The organism is Cupriavidus sp. CPT47-8839-RL05A, from assembly GCF_058792255.1.
The window spans coordinates 1-26,395 of record NZ_JBYTEG010000026.1 but is presented as its reverse complement, the minus strand read 5'-3'; the positions used below and the strand labels follow the sequence as shown (position 1 = coordinate 26,395).

Sequence of the window (26,395 nt, the reverse complement as noted above, 5' to 3'; positions counted from 1 at the left end):
GGGGGCGGGCCTCAGACCACGCCGGCGGCGCGCAGCGCGCGCAACTCGTCGCCGGCAATGCCGATGCCCGCCAGGATCTCTTCGGTGTGCTGGCCCAGTTCGGGGCCGATCCACCTGGTGCGCCCAGGCGTTGCGCTGAGCTTGGGCACGATGCCGGACAGCTCCAGCGGCGAGCCATCGGGCAACTGGTGCGGCTCGATCATGTCGCGCGCGCGGTAGTGCGCGTCGCTGCTGATCTCCGCCGCGGTGTAGATCTTTCCGCAGGGCACGGCCGCGGCTTCCAGCGTTGCCAGCACCGTGTCGAGGTCATGCGCGGAAGTCCACGCGGTGATGGCGTCGTCGAGCATGGCGTTGTGCTGCACGCGCCCGTCGTTGTGCGCCAGGCGCGGGTCTTGGCCCAGGTCGTCGCGGCCGATGGCGGCCATGAAGCGCCGGAAGATGGCGTCGCCGTTGCCGGCGATGATCACGTACTGGCCGTCCTGGCACGGATAGGTATTCGACGGCGAGATGCCCGGCAGGCTGGCGCCCGAACGCTCGCGCACGTGGCCGAACTTGGCGTACTCCGGCACCAGGCTCTCCATCACGGCAAACACCGACTCATAGAGCGCCACGTCGACAAACTGCCCTTCGCCCTGGTTGGCGCGCAGGTGGTGCATGGCCAGCAAGGCGCCGATGACGCCATACAGCGACGCCAGGGTGTCGCCGATGCTCACGCCCGAGCGCACCGGCGGCCGGTCGGGATAGCCGCTGACATAGCGCAGCCCGCCCATCGATTCGGCAATCGCGGCAAAGCCGGGGCGGTCCTTGTAGGGACCGGTCTGGCCGTAGCCGGAGATGCGCACCATGACCAGCGCGGGGTTCACCTTGCGCAGGTCTTCCCAGCCCAGGCCCCATTTCTCGAGCGTGCCGGGGCGGAAGTTCTCGATCACGATATCGGCTTCGGTGACCAGCTTGCGCACGATCTCCTGGCCCTGCGCCGAACGCAGGTCCAGCGTCAGCGACTTCTTGTTGCGGCTCTGGCTATACCACCAGAGCGAGGTGCCTTCATACAGCTTGCGCCACTTGCGCAGCGGGTCGCCGTCCTTGGGCGATTCGATCTTCAGCACTTCGGCGCCGAACTGCGCGAGCAGTCCGCCCGCATACGGGCCTGCGATCAGCGAGCCGAGTTCGATCACGCGGACGCCCTGCAGCGGCATCGTTCCGTTGTTCGCTTCGTTAGCCATGGCGGTTTGCTGCTCCTGTGGATACGGTGGTCTGTGATGCAAGATTGGAAGAACCCGCGCGCACGGTAAAGCAACCATTGGCGAGCCCGCCATCGCGAAAAACGATGGCAGCGCTGGCGCGCTATTCGTCCTCGCGCAGCCGGTCCACCAGCAGCCGCGCCACCGCGGACAGGCCCTCATACGCACGCACGCCGATTACCAGCTGGCGCGCGGCCCACGCTTCATCGAGCGCGACGGTGCGGATGCCAAGGGTCTGCTGGTAAGGCCCGGCGCTGGACCTGGGCAGGATCCCCAGGCCCAGTCCCGCCTGCACCATCAGGCACAGCGCGTCGTAGCCGGGCACGTGGATGCGCGGCTTGAACACGCGGCCCGCCTCGCTGGCGGCCTTGGCCAGCTGCAGGTGGATCTGGCTGCCTGCGTGCAGGCTGACAAAGTCGTAGTCGAAGGCCTCGCGGATGGTCACCGAGTGCCGCCCGGCCAGCGGATGCGCGCCGGGCACCACCACGACCAGTTCGTCGCGCCGGTAGGGGAACGTCTCCAGTTCCGCACCCACCGCACCCGCGGTGAAGATGCCGATGTCCGCGGCATTCTCGGCCACCGCGCGCACGATGGCGGTGCTGACGCGCTCTTCCAGGTGCACGTCGATCAGCGGGTACTCGGCCAGGAACGACTTGAGCTGCGCCGGCAGGAACTGCGTGATGGCCGAGATATTGGCCATCACCCTCACCTGCCCGCGCAAGCCGCCGCCGTAGTCGCGCATGCGCACCAGGATGTCATCCAGGTTGTGCAGCACGCCGCGCGCCAGGTGCGCCAGCTCCATCCCGGCCACGGTCGGCTGCACGCCCTTGTTGCTGCGCATCAGCAAGGCCGTGCCCAGCCCCTGCTCCAGTTCGCTCACGCGCTTGCTGACCGCGGCCGCGGCGAGGTGCGCGTGCTCCGCCGCCGCGGCGATGGAGCCGGTTTCGGCCACGGCGACAAACAGGCGCAGCGAAGTGGGGTCGAGTCTCATGATGCGGTGTCTCCCGGATCCGGTGGCCTGCGGTGGCCCCGGTCCTTGTGTTGCAGGCGGTCTGTTGCAGCTAAAATGCGGTCATGACCTCCGCCGCCAAACCATCCGCCCCCGTCGACAACGACACTCCGCCGAAGCTCGAGGAAGGCCACCGCGACTACGTCGCGGCGCTGGCGCGGGGCCTGGCGGTGATCCAGGCATTTACCGAGACCACGCCGGAACTGACGCTGAGCGAAGTGGCGCAGGCCACCGGCATGACGCCCGCGACCGCACGCCGCGCGCTGCTGACGCTGCAGGCGCTGGGCTATATCGGCGCCAACGGCCGCCGCTTCGTGCTGCTGCCCAAGGTGCTGTCGCTGGGCGCCGCCTTCCTCAGCTCGATGAACCTGCGCGACATCGTGCAGCCGTTCCTGCAGGAGGTGGCCGAGCGCTTCCGCGATTCGGTCTCGCTTGCCATCCTCGACGGCGACAGCGTGGTCTACCTGGCGCATGTGCCCAGCCGCAGGCGCATCGCCTTCCGCGCTTCGGTGGGTTACCGGCTGCCGGTCCATTGCACCTCCCTTGGCCTGGCCTTGCTGGCGCACGCGCCCAAGGCCCAGCAGAACAAGATCCTCGACAAGGCGCCATTCCAGAAATTCACCCCGCTGACGCTCAGCGATGCCGACGCGCTGCGCGCGGCGCTGGCACGCGCGCTCGAGCAGGGCTATGCCATCCAGGACAGCCAGCTGGAGCTGGGCGTGCTGTCGATCGCCGTGCCGGTGCGCGACCCGCAACAGCGCGTGATCGCCGCCATCAACTGCTCCACCGAAACCGAGCGCACCAGCCCCGACGAACTGGTCGCCACCCGGCTGCCGGCGCTGCGCGAAGCCGCCGCGTCGATCGAGGCGGCGATCCGGCGCGCGCCGGCGCTGGCGCACTCCATTACCGCCGCCTCCTGAACCGCCTCGCGCGCCGGCTTACTGCGCCGCTTCAGGCTGCAGCACGATATCCAGGTTGACCAGCTGGTAGCCGTCGCGCTCCGGGTGCGGCAGCGCGTCGACGATGTGGTCGTCGATGGTCGAGAAGATGCAGTCGACCGGATTGGCCGGATCACCGGCGAAATACAGCTGCGACGTCAGCGTCCGGTAGCCCGGCTGCATCACCCGGTAGTGGATGTGCGGCGCGCGCTGCCGGTTGCGGCCCAGCCGCTTCATCAACACGCCCACTTCGGTATCCTCGCGCCCGATGATGTAGCCACCCGGGCGGATGGTGAACACCTGGAAGCTGCCATCCGCCTCGCAACGCAGCTTGCCGCGCAGGTTGTCTTCGGACTGCGAGTCGTCTTCGTTCTCATAGCGGCCGAACTGGTTGGGCTGCCATACGATCATCATCGCGCCCGGTACCGGCGTGCCGGTGGCGGCATCCAGCACGCGGCCGCGCACCTCCAGCCGCTGGCCAGGCTCGTCGTCGGTGGCGATATGGCACGGGTTGGAGCCTTCGGCGATCTCGTCCTTGGGGAACGGGCCGGTCACGTTCTGCGGCGTGGCGTGGTCATCGGTGCGTGCCAGGTCCAGCGCGCGCATGGTCAGCCCCATCATGTCGCACAGCATGATCAACTCATCCTGCTGGGCCACCTTGCCCATCCAGGTGGCGATCCGGTAGAGCTGCTGGTCGGTCAGCTTGAGTTCGTCCAGCATGGCGTGGGAGTGCTTCAGCGCCACGCGGAACTGCGCCTGCAGGACCGGGTCCGCGCCGCGCGCATCGCTGCACATGGCATCGAAGGCGCGTTGCAGGGTGTAGTTGTCGGGGTTGTTCATCGTTGTCTCCGGTGATTCTGTGTCAGTGGCCGGCGGCGGCCATGTCGATGGCGCGGGCGAACAGGGTTCCATCCGCTTTCAGCTTGTGCTTGGCCGGCTTGTGCGTCGGGGTGTGCGGAATGGCATCCACGGCGACGACATAGCGCGGCAGCTTGTGCACGGCCAGCCGGTCCCGAGCCCAGGCGAGCAACTCGCCCGGCTCGACCGACTGCCCGGGACGGAACTGCACCGCCAGCAGGATCTCTTCTTCGCCCAGGTCCGCCGGCACGCCGATGGCCGCCGCTTCCTCGACTGCGGGGTGCTCGCCGAAGATCCGGTCGAGCTCGGCGCCGGACACGTTCTCGCCCTTGCGGCGGATCACGTCCTTCTTGCGTGCGACGAAGACGTAGTAGCCATCACTGTCCTGGCGCACCAGGTCGCCGGTGGCAAACCAGCCGTCGCGGAACGCGGCCTCGGTCTGCGCGGCGTCGCGGTAGTAGCCCTGCATCAGCGTCGGGGTGCGGATCAGCAGTTCGCCCGCGGCGCCGGGTGCCACGTCGTGGCCGTCGTCGTCGACGATGCGCGCCTCGGGCACCGGCACGGCCGGGTCCGGGTGCGGCGAGATCAGTCCCATGGTGCCGAGCTTGTGCGGGCCGTTGAACGGATTGGCGATGACGCCGGGGATTTCCGTCATGCCGTAGCACTCGATCAGGCGCGGCACGTGGAATTCCTGCTTCATCACCCGCACCATCTCCTGGGTCTGCGGCGCAATGAACATCTTGGTGATGCGATGGCCCGGCACGAATTCCGCGCGCGGGCGCCGCGCCAGGATGCTGCCGGCAGCAGCCACCAGATTGACCTCGGTCGCGCCGCTCTCGGCCGCGAAGCGCCAGAACGACGACGCCGAGAAGCGGCGCATCAGCACCAGGCAGCCGCCGCAGGCCAGCGCCCCGCCCACCGAATACATCAATGCATTGATATGGAACAGCGGCATCACGCACATCACGCGCTCGTCCGGCTGCAAGTGCAGGCGGCCGACAAAGGCCTCGGCCGTCAGCACGTAGCCGCGATGGCTGTGCATGGCGCCCTTGGGAAAGCCGGTGGTGCCTGAGGTGTAGATGATCAGGGCGGTACTGCGGTCGCTGTCGACGCCCGGCGCAGCGTTGGCCGGCTGCACCGCATGCGCCGCGATCGACGCGGCCAGCGTCGGCACGCCGTGATCGCCATCCTCGTTGGCGCGCAGCCAGACGTCACCGCCCAGGTCCGCGGCCACGGCCGCGCCGGTTGCGAGCGTGCCGGGCGCGCAGACCAGGCCGCAGACCTGCGCGTGCCGGAATACGTACAGCGCCTCGTCGAGCCGGTATTCGGGATTGGCCGGCACCATGGTCGCGCCGATACGGGCCAGCGCGAACATCAGCACCACGGTGGACGGATGGTTGGTCGAGAGCACGCCGACACGGTCGCCGGGGCGGACTTGCATCGCCTGCGCCAGCCAGTCCGCGGTGAGGGCGATCCGTTGGTCGAGCTGGCGATAGCTCCAGGTCTCGCCCTCGAACACAAGCGCCGGCTTGGCCGGGTGCGCCGCCACGCGGGCGGCAAGGAAACCAGTGAGTGTGGCATCGTGGGCGCGGTACTGCCTGAGCACATCGAGCGGCGCCACCAGCGCGTCGCCGGCAGGGAGTGCGGGCGGCTTCATGATGCTTGCGCCGGCGCGGCGCTGTAAGTGATGGCGTGTTCGGCGGCGTCGGCCAGGATAAAGCCGATGGGTTGCGCACGCTCTTCCTGCAGGTGGGCGATCAGGCTCGCCACGCGGGCCAGCATCGGCACACCCTTGAGCGCGCTGGCGGGATAGCCGGCATCGAGCAGCACCGCGGGGATCGCGCCCGACACATTGAGCGGCAAGGCCTTGCTGTAGTGCTCGGGAACCGCCGCGGCCACCGCCTCGAGCGCGGCGACGTGGTCGCCCGCGATGCCGAGTTCACGCGCGAACGCCAGCAGGCGGTGCGCACGCGGATCGCCCTGCTTGTGCGTGGGGTGGCCAAAGCCCGGCAGCGGCTGCCGTGCCTGCCGCAAGGCCCGCACCACCGCGTGCGCGCTGTCTGCCAGCGTGCCGGCGTCGCGGCCGGCCAGCACTTGCGCCAGCATCTGCCCGGCGGTTTCCGAGGCCCCCAGGATGACCGAGCCGCAGCCCAGCACGCCCGCGGCCACCGCGCCCTGCAGGGCGTCGGGGGCGGCGGCGAGCGTCATGCGCGCGGCCTGCACCGACGGCACCAGTCCGTGTTCGGCAATGGCGACCAGGCAGGCATCGGTGATGGCCACCAGCTTTTCGTCCGGCTGGCGGCCGGTAAGCAGGAACAGAAAGTAGGCCGTAAAGCCGATCTTGCCGATCAGTTCCTGGCTGAGATCCTTGCCATGCACCGACACCCCGTGGAGATTCACATGGGCAATGGCGGTGTGGCCGGTGCGTTTGGCATCCGTCACGTTGTCTCCTATTTTTGCGCTACGCGCAATCTAATGCGGTATACGAATTATTTTAGGGCGTGCCACGATGCATTGCAAGGTCGGGAATACCTGCACCGGGAGCCAGCCGGCACTGCGCCAGACGCAGCGCCGGCACATCATCAGGCACGGTCCGACGGATCGGTCTCCCCGATCCGGGCGAGCGCGCCATCGGTGAAGGGATCGACTTCGCGTACCGCGCCGTCCAGATACGGATCGACCTTGCGCGCTGCGACCTTGCGGAACTGCTCGTCCACCAGCCGGCCCGGCTGCGAACGCTGCGCCGACGCGGCCGAGGGGATCGAGCCATGTTCCGCACGCGCACCATCAGCATAGACATCGGGCGACCGCACCGCGGCCTGGGCCGCCGAAGCCATCACCAGCACGACTGCTGCGCCAAACATTGCCGTTTTCATCACTTGCTCCTGTTAAGCATCGAAGAGAAGAGCGCCGGTTCTGGCCGGGGTCTGGGTTCCAGTCCTTCAGTGCGTCGCTCATGGTGAGCAAATATAGTTAAAACCGTACCGTACGGTATTTTCCAATTCGAAATGAGTCGTTCTGATTTTTTGAAGCCATGAGCCTGTCACATTGGGAAACGCAGCAGCCTGCCGGCTTTTGGTAGACTGCGCAGAGTCTCCCCCGGCATGGGGCGCGACGCCACGCCTGCACCAGATGAGCTCTCCAGAAAGCGCTTCCCCCCCTGTGGTCCACCACCCGCCCGTGCGCATCACGCGCCGCGGCGAAGAGAAACGCGCGCTGATCCTCAGCACCGCCGCGGACATGTTCCTGGAACATGGCTATGACGGCGTCAGCCTGGATGACATCGTCAAGGCGTGCGGCGGCTCCAAGACCAACGTGTACAGCTATTTCGGCGGCAAGGATGGACTCTTCGTCGCGGTGGTGGAGCGGCTATGCGAGCGCTTCCTGGAGAAGACAGAGAAAGGACTGGACCTGTCGCGCTGCAACGCCGCGCAGGGCCTGCACAGGATTGCCCACAGCTTCCTGCATTCGCTGCTGGAAGAACGGCACCTGGCGTTCCTGCGGCTGATCTTTGCGGAGTCGCGGCGCTTTCCGGCGCTGGGCAATGCCTGGTACACGCGCGGCCCGGAGGCAACGTGCGCCTATATCGCGGCCTTCCTGTCCGCGCAGCAGGCCAACGGCATCCGTCTTGCGGCAAGTCCCGAGGCCAGCGCCCGGCTCTTCCACGGCATGGTGCTGGCCAGCGTGCTGCACCGGACGCTGGCCACCGGCATGCGGCCGGACGAAAGCGAGACCGGTGCGCTGGTCAACAACGCCATCGCGGTGATCGTGCCGAAGGACTGAAATCGCAGCGCGGATCGCTCATCGCGCCGGGATGTCCGAGATGCCTTGAATGCGCCATCCTCTGACACAAGGCATCTGATGGGCCAGAAAAACAAAAACCCCGGAAGACCGCGATCTTCCGGGGTTTCGCCGCCATGACTGGCGGAGACGGAGGGATTCGAACCCTCGATCCAGGTTTTGGCCCGGATGCTCCCTTAGCAGGGGAGTGCCTTCGACCTCTCGGCCACGTCTCCCAAACTTGCGTTGTGTGAGGGAGCCACACAACGAAGCGCGTATTCTAGCGGCGCCGCACGTGTTGGTCAACGAAAAATCGATCACTCAACACAAAAATCGCGACCCCGCCAGAAGTGTTCACGAACGGATCACGCCTGTTCCAGTTCGAAAGCCTTGTGCAGCGCGCGCACGGCCAGTTCCATGTACTTCTCGTCGATCAGCACCGAGATCTTGATTTCCGAGGTGGAGATCATCTGGATGTTGATGCCCTCTTCCGACAGGGTGCGGAACATCTTGCTGGCGATGCCAACGTGCGAGCGCATGCCCACGCCCACCACCGACACCTTCGACACCTTCGGGTCGCCCGACACGCTGCCGGCGCCGATATGCGACTTGACGCCGTCGTTCAGGATGGCCAGGGCGCGCTGGTACTCGCCGCGCGGCACGGTGAAGGTGAAGTCGGTCTTGCCGTCGACGGACTGGTTCTGGATGATCATGTCGACGTCGATGTTGGCGTCGGCGACCGGGCCCAGGATCTGGTAGGCGATGCCCGGCTTGTCCGGCACGCCCAGAACGGTGATCTTGGCTTCGTCACGGGCAAAGGCGATGCCGGAGATGACGGCTGCTTCCATGGTGGAGTCTTCCTCAAAAGTGATCAGCGTGCCCGAGTGCATTTCCTGCTCGAGCGGCATAAGCGGGTCGGTCAGCGACGACAGCACGCGGGTCTTCACGCGGTACTTGCCGGCGAACTCCACGGAGCGGATCTGCAGCACCTTGGAGCCGAGGCTGGCCATTTCCAGCATTTCTTCGAAGGTGATCTGGTCCAGGCGGCGGGCGTCTTCGACCACGCGCGGGTCGGTGGTGTACACGCCGTCGACGTCGGTGTAGATCAGGCACTCGTCGGCTTCGATCGCGGCGGCAATGGCCACGGCCGAGGTGTCCGAGCCGCCACGGCCGAGCGTGGTGATGTTGCCGTCGTCGTCGATGCCCTGGAAGCCGGTGATCACGACCACGCGGCCGGCGTCGAGGTCGCCGAGGATGCGCTCGTCGTCGATCGATTCGATACGGGCCTTGGTATAGGCCGAGTCGGTCTTCACCGGCACTTGCCAGCCGGTGTAGCTGACCGCGTCGATGTCTTGGCCGTGCAGCGCGATGGCCAGCAGTGCCACGCTGGCCTGTTCGCCGGTGGAGGCGAGCATGTCCAGTTCACGCGGATTGGGCTGCGGCGAAATTTCCTTGGCGAGTCCCAGCAGGCGATTGGTCTCGCCCGACATGGCCGAAGGCACCACGACTACGCGGTGACCGGCGCGGTGCCACTTGGCCACGCGCTTGGCGACATTCTTGATGCGTTCCGTGGAACCCATCGAAGTGCCGCCGTATTTGTGAACGATGAGAGCCATCTTCTTGTCGACGCCAGCGATTGTGCAAAGCCCTTGAAAATACACGAACAAGCCCTGTCAGGCAAGGCGGGAGCGGGGTTCTGGCTGCAGATCGGAAGTGATGCCGGCGCCGATCCGGGGGCTTCAGTGCGTCGGCGTCGCCACTGCCGCGGGCCGCGGATGCCATTCGACGCGCCAGCGCGGCGCCGCCGGGGCGTCCGGCCAGCGGCGGTGCATGCCCAGGCCGGCGGCCAGCACCAGGGTATCGCCAGACCACAGCAGCGGCAGCCAGGCGCGGCGCCAGGCCGGGATGCCGGCTTCCTGGCAGGCTTGCTTCAGGGCCCGGGCCGGGCCGCCCGGGCGCAGCACGATACGCTCGCCGCCGCTGCGGGCGGCCAGGCGCAAGGGCTGGCGCAGCGCCGCTTCGGGCACGCCGAAGGTGTCATCACGGAAGAAATGGAGTTCGCCGCGCCAGGCAGGCACGACGATACGGGCCTCGCCGCGCCAGTCCAGCGTCACGGGTGCCGGCGCGGCGATCGGTGGCGGCGTGCAGGCCAGCACGCGGTCGCGGAAGCGGCGCAGGACCAGCCCCTCATGCGCGATCGCGGGCTCGCCGCCAGCGTGGGCGACCAGTTGCTCGCGCATCGCCGCCAGCCTGGCAGTGGAAGGCGCGCGCACGCCGAGGTCGCGCAGCCAGAAGCGCAGCACGGCATCGGCATGTGCCACGGGCAAGGCGCGCAGCCCTGCCAGGTCGAGTTCGGCAAGCGTGTCGGCATCGCGGCCGGGGCGTGCCAGCGCCGCCAGCGAGGCGGCTGCCAGTTCATCGATCAGTGCGCCTGCCTGGGCGAAATGCGCTGCCGCCTGCACCACGTTGGCCGACAACGCCGGGAAGGCCGCGACCAGCGCCGGCAGGTGCGCGCGCAAGGCATTGCGCGCATAGCGTTCATCGGCATTGGACGGGTCGTCGACCCATTGCAGCGCGTTGGCCGCGCAGTAGGCCTCGATCTCGGCGCGGGCCACGTCCAGCCAGGGGCGCAGCAGCGTCACGCCGCTGCGCTCGTCGAGCGGGCGCAGCGCTGGCATGCCAGCCATGCCGGCCACGCCGGCGCCGCGGAACAGCCGCAGCAGCACGGTCTCGACCTGGTCGTCCTGGTGGTGGGCGAACAGCAGCAGGCGCGCGCCGCTGTCGGCGCACATCGCCGCCAGCGCGGCATAGCGCGCGCGGCGCGCGGCCGCTTCCACGCCCTCGCCCGCTTCGGGCTGCACCGACACCCGCCGCACGAAATAGCCGACCTGCCACTGCGCGCACTGCGCGGCGCAGAAACGGTCCCAGTCGTCGGCATCCGCCTGCAGGCCGTGGTGGACATGCAGCGCCACCACGCGCGCGCCAACGCCCCACTCCGCCGCGGCCGCGCGGGCGGCATGCAGCAGCGCGACCGAATCGCGCCCGCCCGACAGGGCCACCGCGATCGTCGCCGCGCCCGTGCCGCCGCCAGAAACAACAAAGGCCGCACCGGCCTGGAGGGCCTGTGCGACCTTGTCGGTCAGCCGGGCGGACGGGTCAGTCCTGGGTGCCGGTTTCCTTGAACTTGCCATAGGCGAGCAGGCGCTCATAGCGGCGAGCCTGCAGCTCCTTCACGCTCATGCCCTGGAACTGACGCAGCGACTCGGCCAGCGAGCGCTTGAGCATCGCCGCCATGCCCTTGTAGTCACGGTGCGCGCCGCCCAGGGGCTCGCTCACGATCTTGTCGATCAGGCCCAGCGCCTTCAGGCGGTGCGCGGTCAGGCCCAGCGCCTCGGCGGCTTCCGGTGCCTTCTCGGCGGTCTTCCACAAGATCGAGGCGCAGCCTTCCGGCGAAATCACCGCGTAGGTGGCGAACTGCAGCATCTGCACCACGTCGCCCACGGCAATCGCCAGCGCGCCGCCCGAACCGCCTTCACCGATGATGGTGGCGATCAGGGGCACCTTCAGGCCGGCCATCACGTACAGGTTGTGGCCGATGGCTTCGGACTGGCCGCGCTCTTCGGCGTCGATGCCGGGGAATGCGCCCGGGGTGTCAACGAAAGTGAAAATCGGCAGGCCGAACTTGTCCGCCAGCTCCATCAGGCGCTTGGCCTTGCGGTAGCCCTCGGGCTTGGGCATGCCGAAATTGCGCATGGCGCGCTCTTTCGTGTCACGGCCCTTCTGGTGGCCGATGACCATGCACGCCTGGCCGTTGAAGCGCGCCAGGCCGCCGATGATCGAAAGATCGTCGGCAAAGGTGCGGTCGCCGTGCAGCTCGTGGAAATCGGTAAAGATCTCGCGCACGTAGTCCAGCGTATAGGGACGCTGGGGGTGGCGGGCGATTTGCGCAACCTGCCACGGGGTCAGGTTGGCGTAGATGTCTTTGGTCAGCTGCTGGCTCTTGCCGGCCAGCCGCGAAATTTCTTCGGAAATATCAACAGCCGAATCGTCCTGCACAAAGCGCAGTTCTTCGATCTTTGCCTCGAGTTCGGCAATGGGCTGCTCAAAATCCAGGAAGGTGGTTTTCATAAAATCACACGTACCTGTCTGTGAAGGGGCGCATTCTACCGGAATTTGGTCGCTATCTTAGCGCCTGCCAGATAGCCCGGACTGCACCTGCCACTAAATTTTCTTGCTGTGATGCCTAATACGTCACTGGCAGCGGGTCGAGACTGCGCCACATATACCACGTGGCCACAGTTCGCCATGGCTCCCAGTTGGCCGCCACCTCGCGCGCCTCGCTGCGCGTGACCGGCTCGCCACTGAAGTAATTGGCGGAGATCGCGTTGATCAGGCCGATGTCATCGAGCGGCAGCACGTTGGGCCGCATCAGGTTGAACATCAGGAACATCTCGGCGGTCCAGCGGCCGATGCCGCGGATCTGCGTCAGCTCGGCGATCACCGCTTCGTCGTCCATCTGCGCCCATTCGCCGACATGCACCGTGCCCGCCTTGAAGTGGTCGGCCAGGTCGACCAGGTATTCCCCCTTGCGCTTGGACAGGCCGCAACCGGCCAGCTTCTCGGGACCGGCGCGCAGGAACTGTGCCGGGGTCAGCCTGGGGCACAGGGCATGCAGCCGCTCCCACACCGACTGCGCCGCCTTGACCGAAATCTGCTGGCCCACCACCGCGCGCGCCAGCGTGACGAACGGATCCCCGCGCGACACCAGGTGCGCCGGGCCGTAGGTGGGGATCATCTTGCGCAGGATGCGGTCGCGCTTCATCAGGTCGGCGCAGGCCTCGTCCCAGTAGGCGGGGCGCACCGCGTCGATGACGGTTTCGACCGGCAGCGGCACCGCATCCGCCTCGGGCAGCACGGCCTTGGCGTTGCGCGTGCCCCTGGCCGTGTCCTTGCCGTCAGGCAGCGGCGCCTCCTTGGCGCCAGCCTTGCCCGGGCGCGGACCGGCCGCCTTCACCCGGCCCCTCGTGGCGGGAGGCGTGGCGATGGCTGGCTTGCGCGCGGCAGCGTTCAAGCACGCCTCCACTCGGTGGCACCGCCCGGCTTGTCTTCCAGCACGATGCCAGCTTCCAGCAGTTGCGCGCGGATGCGGTCCGCTTCGGCAAAGTTGCGCTCCACCTTGGCGGTCTTGCGCGCGGCGATCAGGGTCTCGATCTGTTCCGGCGAGATGCCGTCGTCGGACCTGCCGCCTTGCAGGAAGGTATGCGGGTCGCGCTCGAGCAGGCCCAGCGTGCCTGCCAGCCCCTTGAGCTGGCGCGCAGCCGCGGTCGAGCCGGTGCGGTTGATCTCGCTGGCCAGGTCGAACAGCACCGACATCGCGATCGGCGTGTTGAAGTCGTCGCCCATGGCCTCGGCAAAGCGCCTGGCGTGCGGCTCGTCCCAGTCCACCGCGCAGCCGCCCGGCTGGCTGTCCTTGAGCGCCGTGTACAGGCGTGTCAGGGCGTGGCGCGCATCGTCCAGGTGCGCGTCGCTGTAGTTCAGCGGGCTGCGGTAGTGCGCGCGCAGGATGAAGAAGCGCACGACCTCGGCGTCGTACGACTTCAGGACCTCGCGGATGGTGAAGAAATTGCCAAGCGACTTGGACATTTTTTCGTCGTTGATGCGCACGAAGCCGTTGTGCATCCACATGTTGACGAAGGGCTTGCCGCTGGCGCCTTCAGACTGCGCAATCTCGTTCTCGTGGTGCGGGAACTGCAGGTCGGCCCCGCCGCCATGGATGTCGAAATGCTCGCCCAGCAGCGTGCAGCTCATGGCGGAGCATTCAATGTGCCAGCCCGGGCGGCCGGCGCCCCACTTCGAGTCCCACTTGCTCTCGGGCGGCTCGCTGGCCTTGGCGGACTTCCAAAGCACGAAGTCGAGCGGGTCCTGCTTGGCGTCGTTGGCGCTGACACGCTCGCCGGCGCGCAGGTCTTCCAGCGACTTGCCCGAGAGCTTGCCGTAGCCGGCGAACTTGCGCACCGAATAGTTCACGTCGCCGTCGCTGGCCTGGTAGGCCAGGCCCTTGGCTTCCAGCTTGCCGATCATGTCGAGCATCTGCGGCACGTAGTCGGTGGCGCGCGGCTCGTGGTCGGGGCGGATCACGCCCAGCGCGGCGGCATCCTCGTGCATGTACTGGATGAAGCGCGTGGTCAGCTCGCCGATGGTCTCGCCGTTCTCGGCCGCGCGGCGGATGATCTTGTCGTCGATGTCGGTGATGTTCTGCACATACGTCACCTCGTAGCCGGCGGCACGCAGCCAGCGGTGCACCATGTCGAACACCACCATCACGCGAGCGTGGCCAACGTGACAATAGTCGTACACCGTCATGCCGCACACATACATGCGGACCTTGCCGGGTTCGATTGGCACGAATGGCTGTTTCTCACGCGCGAGCGTGTTGTAGATGTTCAGAAGCTGCATGAAACGAAGTGAGTGGTGAGAGGAGACTGCCGCGGTTCGCACAGCAGGCAGCGCGGGCCGTGGCGCCGGTTGCCCGGCGCCTGGCAGGCCGCCGGTGGCAACGCGGCCACTGGCGCAATTCCGTCGCGCCCCATATCTTACCGGAAGGCGCTGCGCTGGTTGCCTCCGGCACGGCGCCGCCAGCGCCGCGCGAGATGCCGCGCCCGCTGCCCCGATGTCATCGCCTTCGTGCCGGACTTGCCGCTTTGCTAGAATGCCGCGGAGTATAACGGACCTGTCCTCAATGAGCCTGCCGCTGCCCTCCCCGTCTTCTGCCATGTTCGCCGCCCCCGCGCGCCGACGCGGCCATCGCGCCGTACTGCCCCTGCTGGCGGCCCTGGCCGCCGCGCTGGCGGCCCCTGCCTACGCGCAGAACGGCCCGCTGTCGCTGGCCGCGCCGGCGACGCCGGTCGGCGGCATCCAGTCGACCGATCCTGGCATGAGCGAGGCCCAGCAGGCCGCCAACGCGCGCCGCTACGACGAAGCCATCAAGGGCTTCGACCGCGTGCTGGCCGCCAACCCGCGCAATGCGCAGGCACGCTTCCAGCGCGCCTGGGCCCTGGCCCAGTCCGGCCGCGAAGACGCCGCCATCCAGGCCTTTGCCGAAATGGCGCAGGAGTTCCCGGAACTGCCCGAGCCCCACAACAACCTGGCGCTGCTCTACGCCAAGCGCGGCGACCTGAAGCGCGCCGAGGCCGAGTTGCTGCTGGCCACCGAAGTCAAGCCGGGCTTTGCCATCGGCTATACCAACCTGGGCGACGTCTACCGCCGCCTGGCCGAGCAGGCCTACGCCGAAGCGCTGCGCCGCAATCCGGGCGATGCCCGCGCCAGCGCCGGCCTGCGCCAGCTGAACCCTGATGCCGCGGCGCCGGCCAAGCCGGCGGCGCCCGCCGGCACCGGCCGCAAGGCAACGCCAGCGCAGCGCCAGGCACCTGCCAGCGCCCCTGCCGCGAACTGACGGCCACCCATCCCAAGGCCCGGGCGCGGCGCGCCCGGACCATGTGCATCATCCAGACTTACCGGAGTTCCTTCATGATCCGTTCCCGTCGCATCGTCCTGGCCGGCCTGACCGCAGGCGCCCTGGCACTGTCCTCGTTCAACGCAATGGCTCAGCAAAAGGCCGCCGAGCGCGTCCAGTTCGTCACCAGTGCCGGCAAGTTCACCGTCGAGCTCTACCCCGAGGCCGCGCCCAAGACCGTCGCGAACTTCCTGGAATATGTGAAAAGCGGCTTCTACAGTGGCACCATCTTCCATCGCGTGATCAATGGCTTCATGGTGCAGGGCGGCGGCTTCGACCGCGACATGAAGGAAAAGCCCACCCGTGCGCCGATCCCGCTGGAAGCCCGCGGCGGCCTGAAGAACAAGGCCGGCACGGTCGCCATGGCACGCACCAGCGACCCCAACTCGGCCACCGCGCAGTTCTTCGTCAATGTGGTGGATAATCCGAATCTCGACTACCCGCAGCCGGACGGCAACGGCTACGCAGTGTTCGGCAAGGTGGTGGAAGGCATGGAGACGATCGACAAGATCAAGAGCGTGCCGACCACGGCCTACGGCCCCATGCGCAATGTGCCGGCCGCGCCGATCGTGATCGAGTCGGCCACCGTCGTCAAATAACACCACCGAACAGAGGAAATCCCATGTCCAAGGTCCAGCTCCACACCAACCAGGGTGTCATCACCATTGAACTCGACGCCGAGAAGGCCCCGAAGTCGGTCGAGAACTTCCTGTCATACGTGCGCAAGGGCCACTACGACAACACCATCTTCCACCGCGTGATCAAGAACTTCATGATCCAGGGCGGCGGCTTCGAGCCCGGCATGAAGCAAAAGGGCACCGACGCCCCGATCGAGAACGAAGCCGGCAACGGCCTGAAGAATGACCGCTACACCGTGGCCATGGCGCGCACCAACGCCCCGCACTCGGCCACCGCGCAGTTCTTCATCAACGTGGTCGACAACGACTTCCTGAACTTCTCCTCGCCCACGCCGCAGGGCTTCGGCTATGCCGTGTTCGGCAAGGTCGTGGAAGGCACCGACGTGGTCGACCAGATCAAGGGCGTGCGCACCGGCAGCTCGGGCTTCCACCAGGACGTGCCGCTGGAAGACGTGGTGATCGAGAAGGCCGTCATCGTCGAGTAAGCCGATGCCTGACGATTGCGGTTCCGTGCGCATCCACGTGCCGGCATTCCCCTTCCGACACCGCGCATGACCGCGATCCCCCACACGCCGGTGGCCGGTCCCTTCGAGGCACAGGCGCCGGCGTGGTTCATTTCAGACCTGCACCTGACGCCCGGCATGCCCCGCACGCTGGCGGCCTTCGAGCGCACGCTCGAGCGCGCCGCACAGCACGCGCGCACGCTGTTCATCCTGGGCGACTTCTTTGAATTCTGGATCGGCGACGAAGAAACCGACTCGCCCTTCGCGCAGCGCGTGACCGGCGCCCTGCGCGCACTGGCCGCGCGCGGCGTGGCCGTGTACCTGATGCACGGCAACCGCGACTTCCTGCTGGGCCAGCGCTTCGCCAGCGCGGCCGGTGCCCGCCTGCTGCCCGACCCCGCCGTGATCCACTGTGCCGGCCAGCGCGTGGTGCTGAGCCACGGCGACATGCTGTGCATCGACGACGAACGCTATAACCGCTTCCGCCGCTGGACCCGCAAGCGCTGGGTGCAACGCGTGTTCCTGGCACTGCCGTTGAGCGCGCGCCTGTCGATCGCCCGCAAGCTGCGGGCAGACAGTGAAGGCAACCGCGCCAGGCAGTTGAGCGCGGGCGCGGCCGTGCCGGTGATTTATGGTGATGTGGCGCCCGCGGCCGCGGCCGAGTTGCTCGGCGCCGCCGGTGCGTCGCTGCTGGTGCATGGACACACGCACCGCCCGGCACGGCATGAAGACGCCGCCGGCGTGCGCTGGGTACTCACTGACTGGGACCTGGACGGCGCCCATCCGCGCGCCGCGGTGCTGCAACTGGATCGCGACGGCTTCCGCCTGTTGCCGCAGACCGACTGAGCGGCAGCGCCGGCCCGGCCCCTGCCCCGCTCACTTCATCAGCCTGCGCAGTTCGCTCGCGTCGAAGGGATCGTTCGGCGTGTTCTCCAGGTGTTCGCCAAGCCGGTCGAGCGCGGCCAGCACCGCCTCGATGCGGTCGTGCTGGCGCCCCGCATTGTCGATCAGGCTCTTGAGCGCCAGCGACACCGGATCGTCCGCATTGGGCGTGATGCCATAGGCCGAGAACTCCTGCTTGGCACCCTGCTGCGCCGATGGCGCATCCGGCAGGATGATGCGGGCGGGGATGCCCACGGCGGTCGCGCCCGGCGGCACCGGCTTTAGCACCACGGCGTTGGAGCCCACGCGCGCGCCGTCGCCCACCACGAATCCGCCCAGCACCTTGGCGCCCGCGCTCACCACCACGTTGGCGCCCAGCGTGGGATGCCGCTTCTGGCCCTTGTACAGCGAGGTGCCACCCAGCGTCACGCCCTGGTAGATGGTGCAGTCATCGCCGATCTCGGCGGTCTCGCCGATCACCACGCCCATGCCGTGGTCGATGAAAACGCGCCGGCCCAGCTTGACCGCCGGATGGATTTCGATGCCGGTGAAAAACCGCGCCCAGTGCGAGATCCAGCGCCCCAGCCAGTGGAAGCCGGCGTTCCAGCATCGATGCGCAAAGCGGTGGAACACCACGGCATGCAGGCCGGGGTAGCAGGTCAGCACTTCCAGGCGGCTGCGCGCAGCGGGATCGCGCAGCATGATGGTGTCGATATCTTCCTTCAGGCGAGAGAACATCTTGGTCGTGTCGTGTTGCCGCGCCGTGCGCCGCGCCACGCGGGCTGGTGCCCGGGGCAGGGTCGCCGGCGAGGTCAGTGGCCGGTGGGGACGGGATCAGGGAGTGTAAGTGATTTGCCGGACCCGCTTGGGGTGCCGGTGTTTGGCCCCTGATCCGTCAGGGACATTGCGGCGATGCTGCGGTCAACATCGCCCGGGCCTGCGCAAACCCGCAGCCGCAAGGCGACAGCGCGCGCGATTGCCGCGCGTGCCTGCGTCGCCCTGCATCGAATCGCTCCGGTTTGCTGCCACTGTCCTCGCTCCTGTCACCGGTCCTTGCGCGGGCCCGGCTGGTTCTGCGCGGCGATCAGCATATGCTTGGCGATGCCGCGCAGGATATTCACTTCCTCGCGCTCCAGGCCGCTGCGCGCCAGCAGCCGGCGCAGCCGGGTCATCAGCCTGCGCGGGTTGGACGGATCGAGAAAGCCGATTGCCTCCAGGCCCGTCTGCAGATGGCCGAACATGGCCTCGACCTGCTCGGCCGTGGCCGGCTCACCAGCATAGCCGATATTGGCGCCGGCGTCCGGGGCCGCCTCCAGCAGCGCCAGCCGCATCTCGTAGGCGATGAGCTGCACCGCCTGCGCCAGGTTGAGCGAGGTATAGGCGGGATTGGCGGGGATATGGGTGACTGTGTTGCAGCGCTCGACCACTTCATTGGGCAAACCATAGCGCTCGTTGCCGAACACGAAGGCAACGCCGCCGCTGCCAGACAGCGTCTGGCGCGCGCGTTCCGCGGCGGCGCGCGGCAGCAGCCGCGGCGGGCCGAATTCGCGGTGGCGCGCGGTCATCGCCACGGTCAGCGCGGCGCCGGCCAGCGCCGCGTCGACCTGGTCGACGATGAGCGCGCCCGCCAGCACATCGTCGGCACCGCTGGCCATGGCGATGGCGTCGGAGTGCCGCAGCACATCCGGCTCGCGTGGCGAGACCAGCACCAGGCTGCCGAAGCCCATGGTCTTGATCGCGCGCGCCACCGAGCCCACGTTGCCCGGGTGGCTGGTTTCGACCAGCACGAAGCGCACGCGGCCGAAAGCGTTGCCGCCGGTATCACCGCTGTTGCCATCGGCAGCGGGCTGGCTCGTATCAATTGCCGGGTTCATATACAATTCGGGGTTCTTCTTTGGCGCGGCGCCAGGTTTTTGCTTGCTCGCGAGACTCTCGCGGCACATTTGCAGCAGAACCGGCGACGCCCGACGTTCTTCTACAATCCGTTGTGTTGTCAGCTGCCCATGAGCGGGCGTGCGGCGCTTTTGCGCCCCGCCGCGTCGTCGTGGCCGGCCTGGAGAGATTCATGCATCCGATGCTCAATATCGCCATCAAGGCGGCCCGCAAAGCGGGATCCATCATCAACCGCGCGTCGCTCGACGTCGATCTGGTGCGCGTCTCGCGCAAGCAACACAACGATTTTGTCACCGAGGTGGACCGCGCCGCCGAAGCCGCGGTCATCGAGATCCTGCGCACGGCCTACCCGGAACACGGCATTCTAGCGGAAGAATCCGGCCAGTCCTGGGCCGAGGGTGAAGACTCCCACGAGTACACCTGGGTCATCGACCCGCTGGACGGCACCACCAACTTCATCCACGGCTTCCCGCAATACGCGGTCTCGATCGCCCAGTTGCACCGCGGCACGCCCGTGCAGGCCGTGGTCTACGACCCGACCCGCGACGAGCTCTTCACCGCCAGCAAGGGCGCCGGCGCCTTCCTGAACAACCGCCGCATCCGCGTCACGCGCCGCGACAAGCTGGCCGACTGCCTGATCGGCACCGGCTTCCCGTTCCGCGACCTGGAAGGCCTGGACGAATACATGGAATTGTTCGCGCTGATGACCCGCAACTGCGCCGGCCTGCGCCGGCCGGGCGCCGCCGCGCTGGACCTGGCCTATGTGGCCTGCGGCCGCCTGGACGGCTTCTTCGAGCGCGGCCTGCAGCCTTGGGACATGGCTGCAGGCATGCTGCTGATCACCGAATCGGGCGGCCTGGTCGGCAACTACGCCGGCGAACCGCGCCAGATGGAACAGGGCGAAGTGCTGGCCGGCAACCCCAAGGCATTCGCCCAGATGGTGCGCCTGCTGTCGCCGTTCTCGCTGGACAACGCCAAGCCCGCCGCCTGACACCGGCACATGGCCTGACGGCCAGATCAGCCACCCCCGACGCCCGCCGCACCCCGGCGGGCGTTTTGCATGGTGCGCCGCGCCTGCCACCGCGCCCTGCACTGCAGACCTTTCTCATTCCCCGGACGGCCATGATCCTCGTCAAGGTCGCCCCACCCTGCCCTCCCCAAAATGAAACCATGCGCCACGCCCCGTGCGCGCGGATCCAGCAGGAGAGCCAGCATGTTTCCCGAATACCGCGACCAGATCACCACCCTGAAGACCCAGGATGCCCGCTTCGCGCGCCTGTTCCACCGCCACAACGCGCTGGACCAGGAAATCCACAACATGGAGTCGGGGCTGGTGCCGGCCTCCACCTTCGAGATCGAGCGGCTGAAGAAAGAGAAACTCCTGCTCAAGGACCAGCTCTACGCGATCCTGCGCAACACCCCAGCCTGACGGAGGACCGCAGATGACAGATCGCGACACCATCCAATCCTCCCACACCGCCACCGCGCCACGTGCCCGCGCCACGGCCAGGGGCGACGTGCTGCCCACCAACTCGGCGCTGTCAGCCCAGCGCAAGGAGGTCGAGAGCGCCGTCAACGCCTCGGTGCAGCTGGCGGCCAGCAGCATGCAGGACATCCTGGCCAGCCGCGCAGGCAACGGCGCCGACATGCTCGACGCCATGCGCACGCTGCTTGACGGCCTGGCGCCCGACGAGGCCGCGCAGCTGCGCAGCCTGATCCTCGAAGGCGATCCCGCCGTGTGGCAGGCCGGCCGCAAGCGCCATCCGGACGACGAGCTGTCCGCGGGCTGGCGCGAAGGCGCGTACCCGTACCAGAACCTGATGTCGCGGCGCAATTATGAAAAGCAGAAGTACCGCCTGCAGGTGGAGCTGCTCAAGTTCCAGGCCTGGGTGCGCGAGACCGGCCAGCGCGTGGTAATCGTATTCGAAGGGCGCGACGCCGCCGGCAAGGGCGGCACCATCAAACGCTTCATGGAACACATGAACCCGCGCGGCGCGCGCGTGGTGGCGCTGGAAAAACCCACCGAGGCCGAGCGCGGGCAATGGTACTTCCAGCGCTATGTGCAGCACCTGCCGTCGGCCGGCGAGATCGTGCTGTTCGACCGCTCCTGGTACAACCGCGCCGGCGTGGAGCACGTGATGGGCTTCTGCTCGCAGCGCGAATACCAGGACTTCCTGCAGCAGGCGCCGGACTTCGAGCGGCATCTGGTGCGCAGCGGCATCCACCTGTTCAAGTTCTGGTTCTCGGTCAGCCAGAAGGAACAGCGCCGGCGCTTCCGCGAGCGCGAGATCCACCCGCTCAAGCAATGGAAGCTGAGCCCGGTCGACCTTGCCTCGCTGGACAAATGGGACGAATACACCCAGGCCAAGGAGGCCATGTTCGCCCACACCGACACCGCCGATGCGCCGTGGACGGTCATCCGCTCGGACTGCAAGAAGCGCGCGCGGCTCAATGCGCTGCGTGCCATCCTGTCGCGCTTCCCCTACGGCAACCGGGACACCACTGCCATCGGGCAGCCCGACCCGCTGATCGTGGGACGCGCGCTGGCCAACTGAACCTCGCCCCCTACTCCCGCACTTCTTCCGTTTTCCCCTTTACCAAGGCCCCTATGTTCAAGCACATCCTGCTGCCCGTCGACGGTTCCGAGCTTTCCCACAAGGCCGTGTCCGCCGCCATCCAGTTTGCCCGCACCGCCTCCGCGCGCCTGACGCCCTACATGTGCGTGGAGACCTATCCCTACATGGTGGGCAGCGACAGCACCCATGAGAGGCGCGAGGTATTCCAGCAACGCGTGGAAGCACTGGCGCGCCAGGAACTGGTCAAGATCGAGGCCGCGGCGGCAATGGCCGGCGTCCCGTGCGCGGGCCACGTCTCGGCCGCCAGCGCCCCGTATCACGGCATCATCAACGCTGCCCGGGACCTCGGTTGCGATGTCATCTTCATGGCCTCGCACGGCCGCAAGGGCATCAGCGGCCTGCTGCTGGGCAGCGAGACGCAGAAGGTGCTGACCCACAGCGACGTGCCGGTGCTGGTGTTCCGCTGACGGCACGCCGCTGACCCCGCCGCCGGGCCAGATCCGGCCCGCGCGGCGCGGCAACCGCTGCCCCGTGCTGTACCATATCGCCCATATTCGAAAACGCCCCTTCGCGCCCCGGCCCCAGGCCGCCGGATGACCGCCCGGACGCCCCGCGCGGCCGCCATCCGGCTTGCGCAAGGCGGCGATCCGAGCGGAGCGGGCGGCATCACGCAGGCCCACCGCCAGACAGGCTAAATGGCAATGGGATTGCAGAAAAAAACCGACCCGGAACAGGCACAGGCAGATTCGTCCGCGAGCCGCCACACGCCCATGATGCAACAATATCTCCGCATCAAGGCAGACCACCCCGACACCCTGCTGTTCTACCGCATGGGTGACTTCTACGAACTCTTCCACGACGATGCCGAAAAGGCCGCGCGCCTGCTCGACATCACGCTGACCGCGCGCGGCGCCTCCAACGGGGTGCCGATCCGCATGGCCGGCATTCCCTTCCATTCCGCGGACCAGTACCTGGCGCGCCTGGTGAAGCTGGGCGAATCCGTGGCGATCTGCGAGCAGATCGGCGACCCGGCCACCAGCAAGGGGCCGGTGGAGCGCAAGGTGGTGCGCATCGTCACCCCGGGCACGCTGACCGATGCCGCGCTGCTGCCGGACAAGGCCGATACCTTCCTGATGGCGGTGCACCAGCAGACCACGCGCCGCGGCGTCAGCAAGACCGGGCTGGCGTGGCTGAACCTGGCCAGCGGCGAGCTGCGCCTGATGGAATGCGAAGCGGCACAACTGGGTCGCGAGCTGGAGCGCATCCGCCCGGCCGAGCTGCTGTATGCCGATGGCATCGAGTTGCCCGCGCTGGCGTGCGCGCGGACCCGCCTGCCCGAATGGCATTTCGACCAGGACGCCGGCACGCGCCGGCTGCGCGAGCAGCTGGGCGTGGCCAGCCTGGACCCGTTCGGCTGTGCCGGGCTGGGTGCCGCGCTGGGCGCGGCCGGCGCGCTGCTGAACTACGCCGCGACCACGCAGGGCCAGTCGCTGCGCCATGTGCAGGGCGTGAAGGTCGAGCGCGAATCGGAGTACGTCGGCCTGGATTCCGCCACGCGGCGCAACCTGGAACTGACCGAGACCCTGCGCGGCGGCGAGTCGCCGACACTGTTCTCGCTGCTGGACACCTGCTGCACGGCGATGGGCAGCCGCGCGCTGCGCCACTGGCTGCACCACCCGCTGCGCGACCCGGCGCTGCCGCAGGCACGCCAGCAGGCCATCGGCGTGCTGATCGACCAGGGCACCGATGCCCTGCGCACGGCGCTGCGCCGGCTGGCCGACGTTGAGCGCATCACCTCGCGGCTGGCGCTGCTCAATGCGCGGCCGCGCGACCTGTCCTCGCTGCGCGACACCTTGCGCGCGCTGCCGGACGTGCAGGCCTGCATCCGCGATGACCAGGGCAGCACCTTGCTGGCGCAGACCCTGCACGACCTGGCCGTGCCGCAGGACTGCCTGGACCTGCTGGTGCGCGCCGTGGCCGAAGAGCCGGCCACCGTGGTGCGCGACGGCGGCGTGATCGCGCGCGGCTACGATGCCGGACTGGATGAACTGCGCGACATCTCCGAGAACTGCGGCCAGTTCCTGATCGACCTCGAAACGCGCGAACGCGCCCGCACCGGCATTGCCAACCTGCGCGTCGAGTTCAACCGCGTGCATGGCTTCTATATCGAGGTCACCAACGGCCAGGCCGACAAGGTGCCCGACGACTACCGCCGCCGCCAGACGCTGAAGAATGCCGAGCGCTACATCACGCCTGAGCTGAAGGCCTTCGAGGACAAGGCGCTGTCGGCACAGGATCGCGCGCTCGCGCGCGAAAAGCAGCTCTACGACGGCCTGCTGCAGGCGCTGCTGCCGCATATCGGCGAGCTGCAGCGGGTGGCCGCCGCGCTGGCGCGCCTGGACGTGCTGACGGCGCTGGCCGAGCGCGCGCAGACGCTGGACTGGTCCGCGCCTGAGCGCGTCGCCGAGAACGTGGTCGACATCGTGCAGGGCCGCCACCCGGTGGTCGAAGGCCAGCTCGCGGCCGAGTCGGTGGCTTTCATCGCCAACGACTGCCAGCTCAATGAAGCGCGCAAGCTCTTGCTGATCACCGGCCCGAACATGGGCGGCAAGTCGACCTTCATGCGCCAGACCGCGCTGATCGTGCTGCTGGCCTGCGTGGGCGCCTACGTGCCGGCGCGGCGCGCGGTGATCGGGCCGATCGACCGCATCTTTACCCGCATCGGCGCCGCCGATGACCTCGCGGGCGGCCGCTCCACCTTCATGGTCGAGATGACCGAGGCCGCCGGCATCCTGCACCACGCGACCCCGGCTTCACTGGTGCTGATGGACGAGATCGGGCGCGGCACGTCGACCTTCGACGGGCTGGCGCTGGCCTGGGCGATCGCGCGCCACCTGCTGTCGCACAACCGCAGCCACACCCTCTTCGCCACGCATTACTTCGAGCTGACGCAACTGCCGCAAGAGTTCCCGCAGGCAGCCAACGTGCACCTGTCGGCGGTCGAGCATGGCGATGGCATTGTCTTCCTGCACGCGGTGCAGGACGGCCCCGCCAGCCAGAGCTACGGCCTGCAGGTAGCGCAGCTGGCCGGCGTGCCGCAGCCGGTGATCCGCGCCGCGCGCAAGCACCTGGCCTGGCTGGAGCAGCAATCGGCCGACGCCACGCCGACGCCGCAGCTGGACCTGTTCGCGGCACCGCCAACGCCGGAGGACGACGAGGACGACTTCGGCGCCGCCCCGGCGGCCGTGCCCGCGCCGCTGGCGCCCGCGCTGGCACCCGAACAGGCCGCGCTGGTCGATGCGCTGGCCGACCTGGACCCCGACACCCTGACGCCGCGCGCCGCGCTGGAGGCGCTGTACCGGCTCAAGGCACTGGCAGGCGAGGCGCTCGACGCCGCATGAACGCTGCACGCCGTGCCCTGCTTGCCATGCTGCTGCCGCTGCTTTGCACGGCCGGCATGGCATCGGCCGCGCCCGCGGGCCGCGCCAGCAAGACACCGGCCAGGCCAAAGCTGACGCGCATCGCGCTGATCGCCGACCTGCCCCAGTGGCCGGCCGCGGAGGCCAACGCGGCAGCGCTGCTCGACTACTTCGGCGAGCGCAAGCTGGACCTGGTCATTCATGCCGGCGGCATCAAGGGCGATACGGAATCGTGCAGCGATGTGGTGCTGGGCAACCGCCAGCAACTGCTGGACCAGTCGCCGCTGCCGCTGGTCTACGTGCCCGGCGAGACCGACTGGTCCGAATGCCGGCTGCCGGTCAACGGCGGCTTTGACGCGGTCGAGCGCCTGAACCGGCTGCGTGAGCTGTTCTTCCCCGAGGACGCCACGCTCGGCCGGCATCCGCGGCCGCTGCTGCGGCAATCGGACCAGGCGCTGTTCCGCAGCTTCCGCGAGAACATGCGCATGGAGGTGGGCGATATCCTGCTCGTCGGCATGAACCTGCCTGGCGACAACAACCACTACCGCAACGAAGGCGGGCGCAACGGCGAGTTCGAGGACCGGCGCGAAGCCAACCGCCAGTGGCTGGCGCGCGCGTTCTCGGTGGCGCGGCAACGCGACCTGAACGGCATCGTGGTGGTGGTCCACGCCGACCCGCATTTTGCCAACGGCTGGGAGAAGAAAGGCCGCCCGACGCTGCTGGACGGCTTCATGCGCCACCGCACCCGCGATGGCTACCTGGAATTCAAGCGCCAGCTGCGCGAGCTGGCCGGTCGTTTCCGCGGCCAGGTGCTGCTGGTGCATGCGGGCGGAAACGGGGCCAACGGAGCCGACAACGGCTTCGGCATCGACAAGCCGCTGCGCGATGCGGCCGGCAAGGTCATGCAGAACTTCACGCGCGTGTCACTGCCCGCCAACACGGTCTCGCAATGGGCCGAGCTGGTGATCACGCCTGGCGCGGCCTCACCGTTCGCGGTCATGCTCAGGGACGCACCGGCACCGCGCTGAGACCGCTTGCCGGCCGACAACGAAAAAGCCGGCTGCGGCCGTAATGCCGTTCAGTTAAGGTCCTTCTTCAGGTACCGAACGGTGTAGCGAGAAGGTCGCGACTTAACGATCCGTGCG

Annotated in this window: 25 protein-coding genes and 1 tRNA gene; 12 read left to right on the top strand and 14 right to left on the bottom strand. The window is 68.0% G+C overall.

Annotated elements, in window-relative coordinates; genetic code table 11:
- Positions 1-11: 11 nt before the first annotated feature.
- Positions 12-1,223 (bottom strand): CaiB/BaiF CoA transferase family protein, encoded by a 1,212-nt coding sequence (locus AC3WVS_RS26615; protein WP_492320994.1) that lies wholly within the window; start codon positions 1,221-1,223, stop codon positions 12-14.
- Between the two features lie 121 nt (positions 1,224-1,344).
- The gene (locus AC3WVS_RS26610) at positions 1,345-2,232 is read right to left on the bottom strand and encodes a LysR family transcriptional regulator (RefSeq protein WP_492320993.1); all 888 of its coding nucleotides are present in this window, start codon (positions 2,230-2,232) and stop codon (positions 1,345-1,347) included.
- Positions 2,233-2,315: 83 nt separating this feature from the next.
- On the opposite strand from AC3WVS_RS26610, the gene AC3WVS_RS26605 reads away from it, so the two are divergent.
- Positions 2,316-3,170, top strand: a complete 855-nt coding sequence (locus AC3WVS_RS26605) for an IclR family transcriptional regulator domain-containing protein (RefSeq protein ID WP_492320992.1) — start codon at positions 2,316-2,318, stop codon at positions 3,168-3,170.
- An 18-nt stretch (positions 3,171-3,188) separates the two neighbouring features.
- Here the strand turns inward: AC3WVS_RS26605 and AC3WVS_RS26600 are convergent, their stop codons facing one another.
- The 4 genes from AC3WVS_RS26600 to AC3WVS_RS26585 form a co-directional block, all read right to left on the bottom strand.
- Positions 3,189-4,028, bottom strand: a complete 840-nt coding sequence (locus AC3WVS_RS26600) for a dioxygenase family protein (protein ID WP_492320991.1) — start codon at positions 4,026-4,028, stop codon at positions 3,189-3,191.
- 22 nt (positions 4,029-4,050) lie between these two features.
- Positions 4,051-5,703, bottom strand: a complete 1,653-nt coding sequence (locus AC3WVS_RS26595; protein ID WP_492320990.1) for a class I adenylate-forming enzyme family protein — start codon at positions 5,701-5,703, stop codon at positions 4,051-4,053.
- Complete coding sequence (locus tag AC3WVS_RS26590; RefSeq protein WP_492320989.1) at positions 5,700-6,488, bottom strand: citryl-CoA lyase; 789 nt, start codon at positions 6,486-6,488, stop codon at positions 5,700-5,702. Before AC3WVS_RS26590 ends, AC3WVS_RS26595 begins: the two co-directional genes overlap by 4 nt.
- Positions 6,489-6,628: 140 nt before the next feature.
- Complete coding sequence (locus tag AC3WVS_RS26585) at positions 6,629-6,922, bottom strand: hypothetical protein (protein WP_492320988.1); 294 nt, start codon at positions 6,920-6,922, stop codon at positions 6,629-6,631.
- A 256-nt stretch (positions 6,923-7,178) separates the two neighbouring features.
- Between AC3WVS_RS26585 and AC3WVS_RS26580 the strand changes: the two genes are divergently transcribed.
- Complete coding sequence (locus AC3WVS_RS26580; protein WP_492320987.1) at positions 7,179-7,829, top strand: TetR/AcrR family transcriptional regulator; 651 nt, start codon at positions 7,179-7,181, stop codon at positions 7,827-7,829.
- 139 nt (positions 7,830-7,968) lie between these two features.
- On the opposite strand, the gene AC3WVS_RS26575 is transcribed toward AC3WVS_RS26580, so the two are convergent.
- The 6 genes from AC3WVS_RS26575 to cysS all read right to left on the bottom strand — a co-directional run bounded on the left by AC3WVS_RS26575 (position 7,969) and on the right by cysS (position 14,282).
- Positions 7,969-8,062, bottom strand: a tRNA-Ser gene (locus tag AC3WVS_RS26575).
- Positions 8,063-8,191: 129 nt separating this feature from the next.
- Positions 8,192-9,442, bottom strand: coding sequence for an aspartate kinase (locus AC3WVS_RS26570; RefSeq protein ID WP_492320986.1), 1,251 nt, complete (start codon positions 9,440-9,442; stop codon positions 8,192-8,194).
- 123 nt (positions 9,443-9,565) lie between these two features.
- Positions 9,566-11,017, bottom strand: a complete 1,452-nt coding sequence (gene tilS, locus AC3WVS_RS26565) for a tRNA lysidine(34) synthetase TilS (RefSeq protein WP_492320985.1) — start codon at positions 11,015-11,017, stop codon at positions 9,566-9,568.
- On the bottom strand, positions 10,983-11,954 hold the full coding sequence (locus AC3WVS_RS26560; RefSeq protein ID WP_010808961.1) for an acetyl-CoA carboxylase carboxyltransferase subunit alpha: 972 nt from the start codon (positions 11,952-11,954) through the stop codon (positions 10,983-10,985). Before AC3WVS_RS26560 ends, tilS begins: the two co-directional genes overlap by 35 nt.
- Positions 11,955-12,069: 115 nt before the next feature.
- Entirely contained in the window at positions 12,070-12,897 is an 828-nt protein-coding gene (locus AC3WVS_RS26555; RefSeq protein ID WP_492320984.1) for a DNA-3-methyladenine glycosylase family protein, read from the bottom strand.
- Entirely contained in the window at positions 12,894-14,282 is a 1,389-nt protein-coding gene (cysS, locus tag AC3WVS_RS26550; protein WP_011614939.1) for a cysteine--tRNA ligase, read from the bottom strand. Before cysS ends, AC3WVS_RS26555 begins: the two co-directional genes overlap by 4 nt.
- A gap of 283 nt (positions 14,283-14,565) precedes the next feature.
- Here cysS and AC3WVS_RS26545 point away from each other — a divergent pair, with 283 nt between their 5' ends.
- The 4 genes from AC3WVS_RS26545 to AC3WVS_RS26530 all read left to right on the top strand — a co-directional run bounded on the left by AC3WVS_RS26545 (position 14,566) and on the right by AC3WVS_RS26530 (position 17,326).
- Complete coding sequence (locus AC3WVS_RS26545) at positions 14,566-15,279, top strand: tetratricopeptide repeat protein (RefSeq protein ID WP_492320983.1); 714 nt, start codon at positions 14,566-14,568, stop codon at positions 15,277-15,279.
- A 74-nt stretch (positions 15,280-15,353) separates the two neighbouring features.
- On the top strand, positions 15,354-15,938 hold the full coding sequence (locus AC3WVS_RS26540; protein WP_492320982.1) for a peptidylprolyl isomerase: 585 nt from the start codon (positions 15,354-15,356) through the stop codon (positions 15,936-15,938).
- Positions 15,939-15,961: 23 nt separating this feature from the next.
- Positions 15,962-16,462: a peptidylprolyl isomerase gene (locus AC3WVS_RS26535; protein ID WP_010808966.1), complete on the top strand. Its 501-nt coding sequence runs from the start codon at positions 15,962-15,964 to the stop codon at positions 16,460-16,462.
- Positions 16,463-16,528: 66 nt separating this feature from the next.
- Positions 16,529-17,326, top strand: coding sequence for a UDP-2,3-diacylglucosamine diphosphatase (locus AC3WVS_RS26530; protein WP_492320981.1), 798 nt, complete (start codon positions 16,529-16,531; stop codon positions 17,324-17,326).
- Positions 17,327-17,356: 30 nt separating this feature from the next.
- Here the strand turns inward: AC3WVS_RS26530 and cysE are convergent, their stop codons facing one another.
- Both cysE and AC3WVS_RS26520 read right to left on the bottom strand, forming a co-directional pair.
- The gene (cysE, locus tag AC3WVS_RS26525) at positions 17,357-18,100 is read right to left on the bottom strand and encodes a serine O-acetyltransferase (protein WP_010808968.1); all 744 of its coding nucleotides are present in this window, start codon (positions 18,098-18,100) and stop codon (positions 17,357-17,359) included.
- A gap of 305 nt (positions 18,101-18,405) precedes the next feature.
- Entirely contained in the window at positions 18,406-19,236 is an 831-nt protein-coding gene (locus AC3WVS_RS26520; RefSeq protein ID WP_492320980.1) for an RNA methyltransferase, read from the bottom strand.
- A gap of 191 nt (positions 19,237-19,427) precedes the next feature.
- On the opposite strand from AC3WVS_RS26520, the gene AC3WVS_RS26515 reads away from it, so the two are divergent.
- The 6 genes from AC3WVS_RS26515 to AC3WVS_RS26490 all read left to right on the top strand — a co-directional run bounded on the left by AC3WVS_RS26515 (position 19,428) and on the right by AC3WVS_RS26490 (position 26,278).
- Positions 19,428-20,246, top strand: coding sequence for an inositol monophosphatase family protein (locus AC3WVS_RS26515; RefSeq protein ID WP_010808970.1), 819 nt, complete (start codon positions 19,428-19,430; stop codon positions 20,244-20,246).
- A gap of 222 nt (positions 20,247-20,468) precedes the next feature.
- Positions 20,469-20,684, top strand: a complete 216-nt coding sequence (locus AC3WVS_RS26510; RefSeq protein ID WP_492320979.1) for an HP1242/YdcH family protein — start codon at positions 20,469-20,471, stop codon at positions 20,682-20,684.
- Between the two features lie 13 nt (positions 20,685-20,697).
- On the top strand, positions 20,698-21,810 hold the full coding sequence (ppk2, locus tag AC3WVS_RS26505; RefSeq protein ID WP_492320978.1) for a polyphosphate kinase 2: 1,113 nt from the start codon (positions 20,698-20,700) through the stop codon (positions 21,808-21,810).
- A gap of 53 nt (positions 21,811-21,863) precedes the next feature.
- Positions 21,864-22,298, top strand: coding sequence for a universal stress protein (locus AC3WVS_RS26500; RefSeq protein WP_010808973.1), 435 nt, complete (start codon positions 21,864-21,866; stop codon positions 22,296-22,298).
- A 234-nt stretch (positions 22,299-22,532) separates the two neighbouring features.
- Positions 22,533-25,232: a DNA mismatch repair protein MutS gene (gene mutS / locus AC3WVS_RS26495; RefSeq protein ID WP_492320977.1), complete on the top strand. Its 2,700-nt coding sequence runs from the start codon at positions 22,533-22,535 to the stop codon at positions 25,230-25,232.
- Positions 25,229-26,278, top strand: coding sequence for a hypothetical protein (locus tag AC3WVS_RS26490; protein ID WP_492320976.1), 1,050 nt, complete (start codon positions 25,229-25,231; stop codon positions 26,276-26,278). The genes mutS and AC3WVS_RS26490 overlap by 4 nt, the downstream gene beginning before the upstream one ends.
- Positions 26,279-26,395 lie beyond the last annotated feature (117 nt).